This window comes from Arhodomonas sp. SL1 (genome assembly GCF_052060015.1).
Classification (GTDB): domain Bacteria; phylum Pseudomonadota; class Gammaproteobacteria; order Nitrococcales; family Nitrococcaceae; genus Arhodomonas.
Genome location: NZ_JBPODZ010000003.1, coordinates 111348 through 124634, shown reverse-complemented (window position 1 = coordinate 124634; position 13287 = coordinate 111348). Strand labels below are relative to the sequence as shown.

General features: G+C 68.8%; 11 protein-coding genes. 5 read left to right on the top strand and 6 right to left on the bottom strand.

The window, feature by feature from the left end; genetic code table 11:
• Positions 1-17: 17 nt before the first annotated feature.
• From ACQ754_RS06070 to ACQ754_RS06050, 5 genes are all read left to right on the top strand, one after another.
• On the top strand, positions 18-941 hold the full coding sequence (locus ACQ754_RS06070) for a cation diffusion facilitator family transporter (protein WP_440996110.1): 924 nt from the start codon (positions 18-20) through the stop codon (positions 939-941).
• 93 nt (positions 942-1034) lie between these two features.
• On the top strand, positions 1035-3914 hold the full coding sequence (gene glnE, locus ACQ754_RS06065) for a bifunctional [glutamate--ammonia ligase]-adenylyl-L-tyrosine phosphorylase/[glutamate--ammonia-ligase] adenylyltransferase (protein WP_440996293.1): 2880 nt from the start codon (positions 1035-1037) through the stop codon (positions 3912-3914).
• A 19-nt stretch (positions 3915-3933) separates the two neighbouring features.
• Entirely contained in the window at positions 3934-4857 is a 924-nt protein-coding gene (locus tag ACQ754_RS06060) for a branched-chain amino acid transaminase (RefSeq protein WP_440996109.1), read from the top strand.
• Positions 4858-4880: 23 nt separating this feature from the next.
• Positions 4881-5135 (top strand): zinc-finger domain-containing protein, encoded by a 255-nt coding sequence (locus tag ACQ754_RS06055; protein WP_440996108.1) that lies wholly within the window; start codon positions 4881-4883, stop codon positions 5133-5135.
• Between the two features lie 43 nt (positions 5136-5178).
• A complete protein-coding gene (locus ACQ754_RS06050; protein WP_440996107.1) occupies positions 5179-6117 on the top strand; it encodes a lysophospholipid acyltransferase family protein in 939 nt (312 codons plus the stop codon).
• Positions 6118-6162: 45 nt separating this feature from the next.
• Here the strand turns inward: ACQ754_RS06050 and ACQ754_RS06045 are convergent, their stop codons facing one another.
• The 6 genes from ACQ754_RS06045 to ACQ754_RS06020 all read right to left on the bottom strand — a co-directional run bounded on the left by ACQ754_RS06045 (position 6163) and on the right by ACQ754_RS06020 (position 13272).
• A complete protein-coding gene (locus ACQ754_RS06045; RefSeq protein ID WP_440996106.1) occupies positions 6163-6825 on the bottom strand; it encodes a sulfotransferase family 2 domain-containing protein in 663 nt (220 codons plus the stop codon).
• On the bottom strand, positions 6819-7946 hold the full coding sequence (locus tag ACQ754_RS06040) for a glycosyltransferase (protein ID WP_440996105.1): 1128 nt from the start codon (positions 7944-7946) through the stop codon (positions 6819-6821). Before ACQ754_RS06040 ends, ACQ754_RS06045 begins: the two co-directional genes overlap by 7 nt.
• On the bottom strand, positions 7943-9763 hold the full coding sequence (gene asnB, locus ACQ754_RS06035) for an asparagine synthase (glutamine-hydrolyzing) (protein WP_440996104.1): 1821 nt from the start codon (positions 9761-9763) through the stop codon (positions 7943-7945). Before asnB ends, ACQ754_RS06040 begins: the two co-directional genes overlap by 4 nt.
• Positions 9763-10878 carry a glycosyltransferase gene (locus ACQ754_RS06030; protein ID WP_440996103.1) on the bottom strand — a complete coding sequence of 372 codons (1116 nt, stop codon included), beginning with the start codon at positions 10876-10878 and terminating at the stop codon, positions 9763-9765. The genes asnB and ACQ754_RS06030 overlap by 1 nt, the downstream gene beginning before the upstream one ends.
• A 249-nt stretch (positions 10879-11127) precedes the next feature.
• Complete coding sequence (locus ACQ754_RS06025; RefSeq protein ID WP_440996102.1) at positions 11128-12066, bottom strand: glycosyltransferase family 2 protein; 939 nt, start codon at positions 12064-12066, stop codon at positions 11128-11130.
• 6 nt (positions 12067-12072) lie between these two features.
• Positions 12073-13272 carry a glycosyltransferase gene (locus ACQ754_RS06020; protein ID WP_440996101.1) on the bottom strand — a complete coding sequence of 400 codons (1200 nt, stop codon included), beginning with the start codon at positions 13270-13272 and terminating at the stop codon, positions 12073-12075.
• Positions 13273-13287 lie beyond the last annotated feature (15 nt).

Sequence of the window (13287 nt, the reverse complement as noted above, 5' to 3'; positions counted from 1 at the left end):
GCCGCAGCACCCGGGGCATGAGCGCGGCCGGCAACGCCCACCACGAGCACGGCCGCGCGAGCTCCGGCGGGCGGGCACTGCTTATGGCGCTCGCGCTTACCGGCGGGTTCGCCCTGGTGGAGCTGGTGGGCGGGCTGGTGTCCGGGTCGCTGGCGCTGATCGGCGATGCCGGCCACATGGTCACGGATTCCGTGGCCCTCGGCCTCGGGGCACTGGCAGCCTGGCTGAGCCGGCGCCCGCCGAGCCGGCTCCACAGCTTCGGCCTGCAGCGCGCCGAGATCGTCGGCGCGCTGGCCAACGCGGGGTTCATGCTGGTGGTGGTCGCCTGGATCGCCTACGAGGCGGTGGCCCGCCTGCTCGACCCGCAGCCGGTGCATGGCGCCATGGTACTGGTGGTGGCCGCCGTCGGCCTGGCGGTCAACCTGCTGGTGCTGCGCATCCTCCACGGCGGCGAGCAGAACCTCAACACCCGGGGTGCGGCCCTGCACGTCCTCGGCGATCTGCTCGGTTCCGTGGCCGCGCTGGCCAGCGGGCTGGTCATCGCCACCACCGGCTGGACCCCGGTCGACCCGCTGCTCTCGCTGGTGATCTCCGGGCTGATCCTGATCTCCACCTCCCGGTTGCTGCGGGAGGCCGTCCACGTGGTCATGGAGGGAGTGCCGCGGCACATCGATCTGGAGCGCCTCGGCCGCAGGCTCCTGGAGCTCGAGGGCGTCGAGGGGGTCCACGACCTGCACGTGTGGACCATTGCAACCGGCCATCACGCCATCGCCGCCCACGTGCGCATTCGTAGCCTCGCGGCATGGCCGGAGCTGCTCGAGGCGATGCGACGGATGCTACGCGAGGAATTCGGCATCGAGCATGTGACGCTGCAGCCCGAGCCGCCCTACGAGGTGGCCTTCGTGCCCGTGGCCGCGCTGCGCGCGGGCAACCGGCGCTAGGCATGGGAGTCCGGCGTGTTGCCGCGCCCCCGTCGCGCTGAGTAAGCTCCGGGGATGGATATCGACAACGCCCCCGAGCCCCTGCGCAGGGCGGTGGAATCGCTGCCGCCGCCGCTGCGCGATGCGGTCACCGAGCCCATCGCCGGACACCTCACCGAGCACGGCGCGCCCGGCGACCCGCACGTCCAGGCCACCCTGCCCGGCGTCTGGGCGGCCAGCGAGTTCGTCACCCAGAGCTGTCGCCGCCGCCCGGAGCTCCTGGAGGATCTGGGGGATCTCTCCGAGCCACGCACCCTGGAGGGCCTCGCCACCGATCTCGACGCGGGCATCGCGGACGCTGACGGCACGGACACGCTACAGCGCGCCCTGCGCCGGTTCCGGGAGGCGCAGATGGTTCGCATCGCCTGGCGGGACCTCGCCGGCATCGCCACCCTGGAGGAAACCCTCGGCGAGCTATCCGCCCTCGCCGAGGCTTGCATAGACCGTACCCTCGCCCACCTCTACGAGCGCCGTTGCCGGCTCTGGGGCACACCGCGGAACGCGGACGGAGAGCCCCAGCGCATGGTGGTCCTGGGCATGGGTAAGCTCGGCGGCGCCGAGCTCAACTTCTCCTCCGACATTGACCTGATCTTCGCCTTCCCCGACCCCGGCGAGACCGACGGTCGGCGGCCCCGGGACAACGAGGAGTTCTTCAATCGCCTGGGCCAGGAGCTCATCGCCACCCTCGACCAGAAGACCGCCGACGGCCAGGCCTTCCGCGTGGACATGCGCCTGCGCCCCTTCGGCAGCTCCGGGCCCCTGGCCTCCAGCTTCAATGCCGTAGAGCTCTACTACCAGAACCAGGGCCGGGAGTGGGAACGCTACGCCATGATCAAGGCGCGGGTGGTCGGCGGCGACTACCACCGTGGTGAAGAACTCCTGGCCGGCCTACGCCCCTTCGTCTACCGCCGCTACCTGGACTACGGCGCCTTCGAGAACCTCCGCGAGATGAAGGCCCTGGTGGACCGCGAGGTACGTCGCCGCGGGCTGGCGGACAACATCAAGCTCGGCCGCGGCGGCATCCGCGAGATCGAGTTCATCGCCCAGGCCTTCCAGCTCATCCGCGGGGGCCAGGAACCGGAGCTGCAGTGCCGCCGTCTGCTCCCCACCCTGGAGCGCCTGGTCGCCCACGGCCAGCTCCCGAAGTGGAGCGGTGACGAGCTCGCCGAGGCGTACCGCTTCCTGCGCCGCACCGAGAACCGGTTGCAGGCGCTGCGGGATGAGCAGACCCACGCCCTGCCCGAGGGCGCGCTGGACCAGGCGCGCCTCGCCCACGCCATGGGCTATCCGGACTACGATGCCTTGGCCGCCGACCTCGAGCACTGGCGCGCCAAGGTTCAGGCCCACTTCGATCAGGTCTTCGTCGCGCCCCAGCAGGCGGGCGAGGGCGAGGCGACGGGCATGGACTTCAGCGACGTCTGGAACGCCACCGTAGACGCCGACGACATCGACGCCTTCCTCCATGAGTGCGGGTTCCAGCGGCCTTCCCGGGCGCGGGAGCGCATCGCCGCGCTGCGTGACGGCCACGTGGGGCGCTCGCTTTCCTCCCGCGGCCGGGGGCGGCTGGACCGGCTGATGCCCATGCTGCTGCAGGCCGTCTCGGGCCAGGATCGTCCGGACGCCACCCTGGAGCGCATCCTCGCGCTGCTGGAGACCGTGGCCCGGCGCACGGTGTACCTGGCACTGCTCAACGAAAACCCTATGGCCCTCTCGCAGCTGGTGCAGCTGTGCAGCGGCAGCCCCTGGATCGCGCGGCTGCTGGCCCTGCACCCGGTGCTGCTCGACGAGCTCCTGGATCCCCGCACCCTGTACACCCCCCTGCGCCGGCAGGCACTGGCCGAGGAGCTCGCCACGCGCATGGCCCGCGTGGACCCGGACGACCTCGAGGAGCAGATGGAGGCGCTGCGCCACTTCCGCCAGGCCAACGTGCTCCGGGTCGCCGCCGCCGATCTGGCCGACGCCATCCCCATCATGGTGGTCAGCGACTATCTCACCGACATCGCCGAGGTGGTCCTCGCCGAGGTATTACGCATTGCCTGGCACCACGTCAGCCGGCGCTACGGCGAGCCCGGCGGCACGGTGGACCGTGAGCGGGTGCGCCAGGGCTTCGTCACCCTCGCCTACGGCAAGCTCGGGGGCATCGAGCTCGGCTACGGCTCCGACCTCGACCTGGTGTTCATCAATGATGCCCAGGGCGAGGAGCTGCACACCGATGGCGAGAAGTCCGTGGACAATGCGGTGTTCTTCGCCCGTCTCGCGCAACGCATCATCCACATCCTCTCCACCACCACACCGGGCGGGGTACTCTACGAAGTGGACACCCGGCTGCGCCCGAGCGGCAAGTCGGGGCTACTGACCACCAGCCTGGACGCCTTCGCCGAATACCAGCGCAACAGCGCCTGGACCTGGGAGCATCAGGCCCTGGTCCGCGCCCGGGTTGTCGCCGGTGACCAAGGGCTCGGCGAGCGCGTCGAGGCGCTGCGCCGCGAGATCCTGGCCCAACCCCGCGAGCGGGCAAGCCTACGCCAGGAGGTGGCGGCCATGCGCGAGCGCATGCGCCGGGAAAAGGCGTCGGGGGATGAAGAGGTCTTTGACCTCAAGCAGGATCGCGGCGGTATCGCGGATATCGAATTTATGGTGCAATATGGGGTCCTTGCGGGGGCCCATGACCATCCCGGATTGTTGCGCTACACCGACAACATCCGCCTGCTCGGCGAGCTCAGTCGCTGCGGCGATGTCTTCGACGAGCACGCGGCGGAGGCGCTGGCAGAGGCCTACCGGGTGTTTCGCGCGGAGGTCCACCGGCTCACCCTCCAGGAGCAGCCGGCGAAGGTAGCGGCGGAGCGCTTCCGCGAGCACCGGGAGACGGTGATCGCGCAGTGGCGAGACGTCATGGGCGACGAGGCTGCATCCCCCGAGAACACAACAGCTTGAACATCAGGGAGTGCCGCGCATGAGCATGGCGGACCGCGACGGTGTGATCTGGATCGACGGCGAATTCGTGCCCTGGCGCGAGGCCAAGGTCCATGTCCTCACCCATACGCTGCACTACGGTTTCGGGGTCTTCGAGGGGGTACGCGCCTACAACACCGTCGAGGGCCCGGCCATTTTCCGGCTGCGGGAGCACACCCGGCGGTTTATGGACTCGGCGAAGATCCTGGGTATGCCGATGCCCTACGATGCGGAGACCATCAACCGCGCCTGCATCGCCGCGGTCCGGGAGAACGGCCTGGAGAGCGCCTATATCCGCCCCATGGCCTTCTACGGCTCCGAGGGCATGGGCCTGCGCGCCGACGGCCTGTCCACCCATGTCATGATCGCCGCCTGGCACTGGGGGGCATACCTGGGCTCGGAGGCCATCGAGCGCGGCATCCGCATCAAGACTTCTTCCTATACCCGACACCACGTCAACATCGCCATGTGCCGGGCCAAGGCCAACGGCAACTACATCAATTCCATGATGGCGCTGCAGGAGGCGGTGGCCGCCGGCTATGACGAGGCACTGCTGCTCGATGTCGAGGGCTTCGTCGCCGAGGGCTCAGGGGAGAACTTCTTCATGGTCCGCGATGGCATCGTCTACACCCCGGAGCTGACCTCGGCGCTCGCCGGCGTCACCCGCGACGCGGTGATTCGGCTCGCCACCGATGCCGGCTTCGAGGTCCGTGAGCGCCGCCTCACCCGCGACGAGGTCTACGTCTGCGACGAGGCCTTCTTCACCGGCACCGCCGCCGAGGTCACCCCGATCCGCGAGCTCGACGGGCGGGTCATCGGCGAGGGCACCCGCGGGCCCATCACCGCGCAGCTGCAGAAGCTGTTCTTCGACCAGGTGGAAGGCCGCCGCGACGCCTATCCCCATTGGCTTACCCCGGTCAACTGAGCCACGGTGACAAGGAGAAGGACGTGCCGGACCCGCAGACCCACGATCAATCCGACCTCATCCAGCCCAACGCGGCCCATCGCTACGAGGTGACCATCGACGACCTCCCGGTCTCCTGCCCGATGCCGGGGATGTACCTGTGGAACTCCCACCCGAAGGTCTTCATCCCCCTGCACAAGACCGGCGAGGGGAAGTGCCCTTATTGCGGCGCGGAGTACGTGGTCAAGGACTTCAATCCGGACGACCCGCGGGTCCTCGAGCAGCACCGGCGCGAGTGATCACAGCGGCGGCGACGACTGCCCCGATCGACGGTACGCCCCCGTGCGCAGCCGCCTGCTCGCCCTGCTGCTGAGGCTGACTGCAGCGTTGCCGCTGCGGCTTCTCCATGCCCTCGGCGGCGGCCTCGGCACCATCGCCGACCTTCTCCCCAACAGTGCCCGCCACATCACACGTGTCAACGTCGAGCTCTGCTTCCCCGGGCTCGCCGTGACCGAGAAGCGCCGTCTCACGCGGCGCGCCCTGAAGGCCTCGGCATGCAACCTCCTCGAGCTCGGGCCCCTGTGGTACCGCCCCCTAGGCGACACCCTCGCCCTGATCCGGGAGGTCGAAGGCGAGGAGCTCTTCGAGCAGGCACGCGCAGAAGGGCGCGGCGTGCTCATCATCGCACCGCATTTGGGCGCCTGGGAGCTGCTCCAGGTCTGGGTGGCGCAACGCACCCGCCTCCACGCCCTGTACCGCCCACCGCGACAGGCCTGGCTGGAGGGGCTCATCACGGCGGCGCGCTCGCGCAGCGGCGCGCAATTCCACCCCGCCCGCCCGTCGGGGATCCGGGCGCTGTTCAAGGCCCTGCGGGCCGGAGAGACGGTAGGCATCCTCCCCGACCAGCAACCGCCGGAGGAGGGGGTCTATGCGGAGTTCTTCGGCCAGCCAGCCAAGACCATGACCCTGTTCGGCAAGCTCGCCGGCAGGAGTGGCGCGCCGGTCGTCCTTGGCTGGGCCGAACGCCTGCCGGCGGGCCGCGGCTACCGGCTGCACTGGCGCCGGGTCGACGCCGCGGTGGACGATCCGGAACCACTCACCGCCGCAAGGGCGCTGAACCGCGCCATCGAGGACGCCGTGCGCGAACACCCGGACCAGTACCTGTGGACCTACCGGCGCTTCTCCCGCCAGCCGGCGGGCATGCGCAACCCCTACCGGTGTTACCGCTCCGGTGCCGGCTGGCTCCGCGAAGAAAGACCGCGGCAGAAACACGCCGGCTGAATACATTCGCGTTCATCCCGTGATCATTCGGGGTACCTGCACTAACTAGTCCCCGAATTGATAGCCGAAGCGCTCGATGTCCTCGGCATAATGGCGGGCCACCAGCGCCCGGGTCTCCGCCGTGTAGTAGTCGGTATAGGCCCTGCGCTCCGCGGCCCGGCGACGGTGCGGCAGCGACGGCGGATTGATGCCGATACGCCGGCAGATCTCCTCGAAGTCCCGCGACAGGCGCTCGTAGCGGGCGATGTAATCCACGATTTGACGGCCCTGGAAGTCGCAGACGTACTCCCATTGCCGCTCCTGTGAGATATCCAGAAGGTAATCGTAGTCCCGGTCCGGGTCGAGCTTGGCGCGCAGGAAGCGCTCAAAGGTATCCAAGTGGGCGGTGCGCTGCGGGTGCTCGCGCTTGAGGTGATGGAACGAGCTCACCTGCAGGTCCCAAGGGTTGCGCACCACTGCGAACTTGAACAGGTCGTCGTAGAGCTCCCGCGGCAGCATCTCCATCGCCGCGATGGCCTTGGCGTGGCGCGGGAACTTGATCCCTAGGGCATGCTTGGGATGGGTAGACTGGCTGATCAGGCTGGCCAGGGCCAGCACCGGTGTGTAGGGCCAACCCCAGCGGTGGCGGCGTAGGGCGGTGCGGATACTGGTACCGCCGGTCTTGGCGATATGCACGAACAGGAAGCGGTGGCGGTAGGAAATCAGCATCCCGCACCCTCCTCCTCACCGGCCAGGTCCAGGGCCCGCAGATAACCCAGGACACTGGCCTCCCGGGTATACCCCTGCGCCGCCGCCCGCAGGGTTTCTGCGCGCAGGGGCGAATCCAGGGTTCGCTCCATGGCGGTGGCCATGGCCTCTTCATCCCCCACCGCCACCAGCGGGCCGTACGCTCCGCCCTGCAGCAGCTCCCGCGGTCCGCTGGGGCAGTCGGTGGCCACCACGGGGATACCGAGCGCCACCGCCTCGGTGAGGACATTGGGCGATCCCTCCCACGCCGAGGAGAGCACGAACAACGAGGCCCGTGCCATCCAGGCATACGGGTTGGCGACATGCCCCGGCAACGCCACATCGCCGGCGATGCCGAGCTCGGAGGCCTGTGCCTGCAGCGCAACGCGCTGCCCGCCCTCGCCGAGGATCACCAACCGCGCCGGGCGTTGCGCGCGCAGCAGGGCGAAGGCGCGCAGCAGGGTGGGGAAATCCTTCTGGCGGGTCAGCCGGCCGGCCCCTAGGATCACCGGGGGGCCCGGCTCCCGCAACCACGGGTGATCCGGCTCGGCCCTTGCCTGTTCCGCAAGATCCGGGGCGACCACCGGGTTGCGCACCACCCAAACACGCCCGCCGGCAAGCCCCGTGATGTTTCGGGTGTCCTCGGCCACACCCTCGGAAACCGCCACCACGCCGTCCAGCCGCTGGTATATCGCCCGCATCGGGGCGTAGCGGAGCCACCGGCGCGCTGCGCTGCGTCCGGCCAGGGAGGCGGACAGGTTGGTCCCAAGCCGGCCAACGATCCGGGTGGGGGAGCCGGCAATGCCCCGGGCCAGCACCGCGGTCCGGATCGCCCGGTCCTTGGCCGCCAGCAACGCCACCGGCCGCTCGCGCTGCAGGTAACGCGCCAGCGCGAGCACGGCGAGCCGGCTGTGGCGGTGGCCGGTATCCACCAGCCGCACCCCGTCGGGCACAGGCCGGGGCACGTTCTCGGCGCGCACCGCCACTAGATCCACGGGATGGCCCCGGGCGGCGAAACCTGCGGCCAGGCGCAGCACCATGCGTTCCACGCCGCCCTTCCCGGAGAAGGCCAGGAACACGGCGATGCGCGGTGCCGCGCTCATGCGCAGTCCTCCAGCAGCCGGAAGGGGTCCGCATCGCTACCGGGGTCGGCGCCGTCCCCGGCCAATACGATGCGGTGCCACAGCGCGAACTGCACGATGGCGAAGGCCTGCGCGCTGAGCCGCCCGCGGGCGGCGTCCCGGCGCAGCAGCCAAGCCACGCCACGGGGGTCGAACCACTCCCGCACCGCCGGATGGGCGGGCAGGACGCGCTGCAGCCAGGAGAGGTGCTCGCCGAACCAGCCGCGCACGGGTACGTGGAAGCCGCGCTTGGGCGCGTACAGCAGCTCCCGCGGCACCAAGCGCTCGGCCCAGCGCTTGAGGAAATGCTTGCCCTCCCCGTCGACCACCTTGAGCCGGTCCGGCAGCGAGAGGCCGAAGGCGACGATACGATGATCCACGAACGGTAGGCGGCCCTCGACGCCATTGGCCATGAGCATCCGATCCGCCTTCACAAGCAGATTGTCGGGCAACGCGGTGGTGAGGTCCACATACTGCATGCGCTGCAGGTCCGACCAGGACCGCGGCGTCGACGCCCAAGCCTCGGTGAACGGGTCCCGGCTATGGCGCATGGCCGCGGCGAGGGCGTCGCCGGTGAGGCGTCGACGTGTCGAACCCCGCAGCAGGCCTCCGGTACGGAAGCCGCCGCTGCCCGGCGCGGCCAGGGCCTTGAGCCGCCGCTCGAGGGCACGGACCCGATAGCGTCCGTAGCCGCCGAAGGCCTCGTCACCGCCCTCCCCGGAGAACACCACCTTGAGGTCCCGCCGGGCCTGCTCGGCGAGGTAAAGGGTCGGGAGATTGGCGAAGTCGCGCATCAGCTCGTCCGCCGCCCAGATGGTGCGCGGCAGGCGCGCGAGCAGTGTCGCGCCATCCGGCGCGAAGGGGTGGTGATGGCTCGCGTTGTGCCCGGCCACCTGCGCCGCCAGGGGCAGCTCGTCGACCATCTCCGGCGCCTCGAAACCGACGGAGTAGGTGTGCAGCGGCTCGTCACGCAGGCGCGAGAGCGCCCCGAGCAGGGTGGCGGAGTCCACCCCGCCAGAGAGGAACAGGCCGAAGGGCACGTCCGAGCGCTGGTGCTCACGCATCACCTGATCGAAGAGCTCGTCGAACTCCCGCGATGCGCCGTCGAAGCCGATCTCTCTGGGCTCGACCCGGGTCGCGTCCCAGTACCAGCGCCGGCCCCGAACGCGGCCATCCACCACCTCCAGGATCTCCCCCGGCAGGACCCGCTCCACCCCCTCCAGGATGGTCTCGCGCCCCGCAGCGAACTGGTGCTGAAGGTAGCGCGCCAGCCCCACCGGTCGCACCGACGGCCGCGTCGGCAGCAGCGGCAGGAGCGCCTTGATCTCGGAGGCGAAGCGCACGCCGTCGGCGCCAGCGGCGACGAAGAGTGGCTTCTGCCCGAGGTGGTCACGGGCCAGCAACAAACGTCGGCGGGGCACGTCGTAGAGCGCGAAGGCGAACATGCCGCGCACATGGTCGAGGAAGTCGTCGCCGTGGACGCGGTAGGCGTGCAGCAGGACCTCACAGTCCGAGTGCGTGCGGAACACGCAGCCGGCGCGCTCCAGCTCGGCGCGCAGCTCCACGTGATTATAGATCTCGCCGTTGGCGACCAGTACCAGTGCCCCATCGGCGGTGGTCAACGGCTGGTGGCCGCCGGCGAGATCGATGATGGACAGCCGCGTGTGGCCGAGCGCGACGTTGCCCCCGCGCCATACGCCGCGGTCGTCGGGGCCGCGGTGCCTGAGCCTCGCCACCGCCGCGGCGATGCGCTCCTCCGGCACCGGGGCATCGAGGCTGACACCGGCGATCCCGCACATCAGTCCTCCTCCCGGGGGGTAAGCCCCACGGCGGCCAGGTAGCCCCGGGCGCTGCGCCGGATCCCGTAGGCGGCGACCGCCTCGCGCAGCACCGCCGGCTCCGGCGGTGTATCCAGCACCCCCGCCAGGGCGTCCGCCAGGGCGGCGTCGTCGCCCATGGGGACGAGCGGCGCCACGCGGCCCTCATCGAGGACCTCCCGCGGGCCGCTGGGGCAGTCCGTGCTCACCACCGGCGTACCGCACGCGAGGGCCTCGATGAGCACCACCGGCGCCCCCTCCCAGCGCGAGGTGAGTGCGAAGGCCGCAGAGTGAGCCATATAGCACACTGGCTCGGCGACGAAGCCGGGCAGGTCCACGTCCGCCTCGACACCAAGCTCCCGGGCAAGCTCGAGCAGGCGGTCGTGCTGGCTACCGCGGCCGAGGATCACCAGGCGCGCGTCACGCCTGCGGCGTAGCCGGGCGAAGGCGCGCAGCAGGGTCGCATGGTCCTTGCGCCCGGAGAGCTCGCCCGCGCCCAGGATTACCGGCGGTCCGCCGGGGGCGAACCAGGGGTGGTCGGGTGGTGCGGGATCGTCAAAGCGTGCCGGGTCCACCACCGGGCTCGGCACCACCCGCACCCGGCCCTCGGGCCAGCCGGCCAGCACCTCCAAGTCCGCGGCGGCCTGCCGGGAGGGCATCAGGACATAGTCCGCCCGCGGATAGAGGTGACGGAAGCCCCAGCGCTCGACATGCCGCGTCCAAGGATCCCGGTTGGCGAGGTCCACGGATACCGTGGTGCCGATACGCAGCGCCAGCCGCGTGGGCACCCGGGCGATGGCACGGGCAAGCAGCGCCATGCGATTGACCCGGTATTTGTCGGTCATCAGAACCGTGGGCCTTTCGCGGCGGAGGTAGCGCACTAGCCCCGGCAGTGCGGTGTCCACGTGGCGGGCGGGCAGCCCGATACGGCGCACCCGCTCGTAGTCGCCGCCCTCGGGCAGGTACGGACCGTGGCCGTTGATGGTAATCAGGTCACAGTCGACGCCGAGCCCCACGAGACCGGACAGGAGATTGCAGGCGACGCGGTCGACACCGCTGTGACCCGATGTGGCCAGGAAGATCGCGAGGTCGGTCATCGGCTGTACCGGGCTGGGCCACTGATATCGGCCTGCGCGCTGCTGTCGGCCTGACAGGGCCCGATGGCCCAACGAGCCCGCTCGGCCGGCGGCGGCTCACGCCGCGCCGCGTCAAACGCGGCGGTCAGCGGCGGCAGCTGCACCGGTACACCGCGCTTGGTAATCACCGACTCCAACGGCCCAACAGCCACGTCATTCTGTTCTTTTGCCCAGAGGTGGACAAAAGCACGGCCAATCCGCCCGATTGGGTCATGCTGTCTGTCGCGCGAGCCGATGGCGGTCGATACGATACTTCACATAGCCGGCCGGGCAAGCCATGACCCACAAACCGCGCCGATGAATATCGCGCCACTGCTCGCCGACCCCGATGCCAGCGTGAAAAGAGTAGCGTGAGTACTTTACACAGCTTTCCAATCGACCTCGCCACCGAGGCTGATGATGGTCGGTGTCCTCCCGATAATAGAAACGATAGCCACGGGGATTCGCCATGCGCCGCCGAAACGGGTTAGCCGATAGGCCGTCCGGTAGATACTCCTTCAGCTGAACGACCTCATTGACATAACGTGTGCGGTACTCGTGCGCCACCCGCTTCCATAGCAGAGACGGGCGCATATGCCGCTCACCCGAGAACACCGGGTAGGGATACCGCTTCAGAATCGTCGTCCGCGCGGCACATGCCTTGTCCCCGCGCAGTCCATAACGCAACCGCAGAGTGATGTAGTCGGAATCCAGTATATCTGCGGGGTAACGATCCCCAGCTATACGCCCATCGGCAAGGAATGCACACAGCCCTTCCACGCCCGCGTAGTCCGCACGTTGCGGAAGGGGAATCGATTCCCAGTGCCGGCGCAAGATCGCGAGGCCATCCCGCGTCATACAGTCATCCGAATTGAGAATGATCGTCAGCTCACCGCGGAGTAGATCGAGTCCGGCATTGTGCGCTGCGTGCTTGCCGCCATTCTCTTGACAATGATCACTAATGGGGAACTCTCCGCGCTCTCGCCAGCGCCGGATCACCGACTGCGTGTCATCCCGCGATCCGTCGTCAATGATGATGACCTCGAAGTCCCGCTCGGTCTGCACTGCCAAGCTCTCGAGGGCGCGCTCGAGTAAGCGGGCGCGATTGTAACTGGGGATAAGAACACTGAACAGCGGCGCCGGCGCCTCGTTGCTCGGATCATGTGGCATGGACTTTCACGTTGCAGATAGCTGCATTAACTTGAGATAACGCTCGGCACAAGGGCGCGGTTGAAAGGGGCGAATCGCTGCCGGCGCAGGATCGCGTCGAGGCTCATCCAGCGCTGCCTCGAGCGCCCGTGCGAAAGCAGACGCGTCGCCGACGGGCACCAAGTGACCGTAGCGCCCACTTGCGAGCACCTCTCGGGGGCCGTGCTCGCAGTCAGTGGCAACGAGCGGCGTTCCCGTGGCCAGGGCTTCAACCAGAGCCGTGGCAATACCCTCGAAGACGGAACTGAGCGCATACACGGATGCCGAGCGGACATACGCCACTGGATTATCAACGAATCCGGGCATCGCCACATGTTCGTCCAGGCCAAGGCGCCGGATCATAGCTTCCAGCTCGGCGCGCCGCGCGCCCTCGCCGAGAATAAGCAGCCGACAGTCACGTCGCGAGCGTAGTTGCGCATAGGCCGACAACAGGGTCGGATAATCCTTCTGTGCCTCCAACCGGCCAACGGCGACGATGACAGGCGGCTCGCCCGCCGCCAACCACGGGTGGTCAATTGGCGCTCGCATGCGCTCGTAAAGTTTATCGGTAATTACGGGGTTGTACGCGTATGATACGCGTTCTGTCGGCAACCGGGCGAGGTGGGCGATGTCTCTGGCGACACCTTGGGAGACGGCAATGACACCATTCGCGCGCGCATAGTATCGGCGGGCCTGCCACAGCCAGCGCCAACGACGCAGCGGCGTCATGCTGGCGATCTCCCGCGAAGCAGTATTGCGAATGCCGGCGTAGACGCGGCCGTTTTGCAGACGGGAGGCGGCCTTGATCGCGAGAACATTGAAACGATGGCCAGCCGCCAGCACGCGGGCCGGCCGGCGTTTCCGGAAATAGTCCTTGAGCTGCGCCACCGCACTCGCATGTCTCCCTCCTGGGAGCGAGACCAGCGCTGCGTTGGCAGGCAGCCTTTCGTTCAAGGCGGGCTCGGCGTCCGGATAGAACGATACAAGCTCGACGGGCACATCGAGTTCCCCAAGGGCAGCCGATAGATTCAGCACGAAAGGCGTAATGCCACCGTGGTTGCCGTTGTCCCTGCCAAGCGGGCTCACGATAGACAGCATGCCCTCACCCGAGTGGCCCTCGATCATCGTTTTCGCAATAAAGTGGAATATACCATAAGATGCCCAGCGGATCGTGGACAGGCCATTCATGGGAAGTCCTCAAAC

Coding starts and splice junctions, on each gene's coding strand:
- ACQ754_RS06070 (WP_440996110.1), top strand. CDS start 18: ATGAGCGCGGCCGGCAACGCCCACCACGAGCACGGCCGCGCGAGCTCC.
- ACQ754_RS06060 (WP_440996109.1), top strand. CDS start 3,934: ATGAGCATGGCGGACCGCGACGGTGTGATCTGGATCGACGGCGAATTC.
- ACQ754_RS06045 (WP_440996106.1), bottom strand. CDS start 6,825: ATGCTGATTTCCTACCGCCACCGCTTCCTGTTCGTGCATATCGCCAAG.
- ACQ754_RS06040 (WP_440996105.1), bottom strand. CDS start 7,946: ATGAGCGCGGCACCGCGCATCGCCGTGTTCCTGGCCTTCTCCGGGAAG.
- asnB (WP_440996104.1), bottom strand. CDS start 9,763: ATGTGCGGGATCGCCGGTGTCAGCCTCGATGCCCCGGTGCCGGAGGAG.
- ACQ754_RS06030 (WP_440996103.1), bottom strand. CDS start 10,878: ATGACCGACCTCGCGATCTTCCTGGCCACATCGGGTCACAGCGGTGTC.
- ACQ754_RS06025 (WP_440996102.1), bottom strand. CDS start 12,066: ATGCCACATGATCCGAGCAACGAGGCGCCGGCGCCGCTGTTCAGTGTT.
- ACQ754_RS06020 (WP_440996101.1), bottom strand. CDS start 13,272: ATGAATGGCCTGTCCACGATCCGCTGGGCATCTTATGGTATATTCCAC.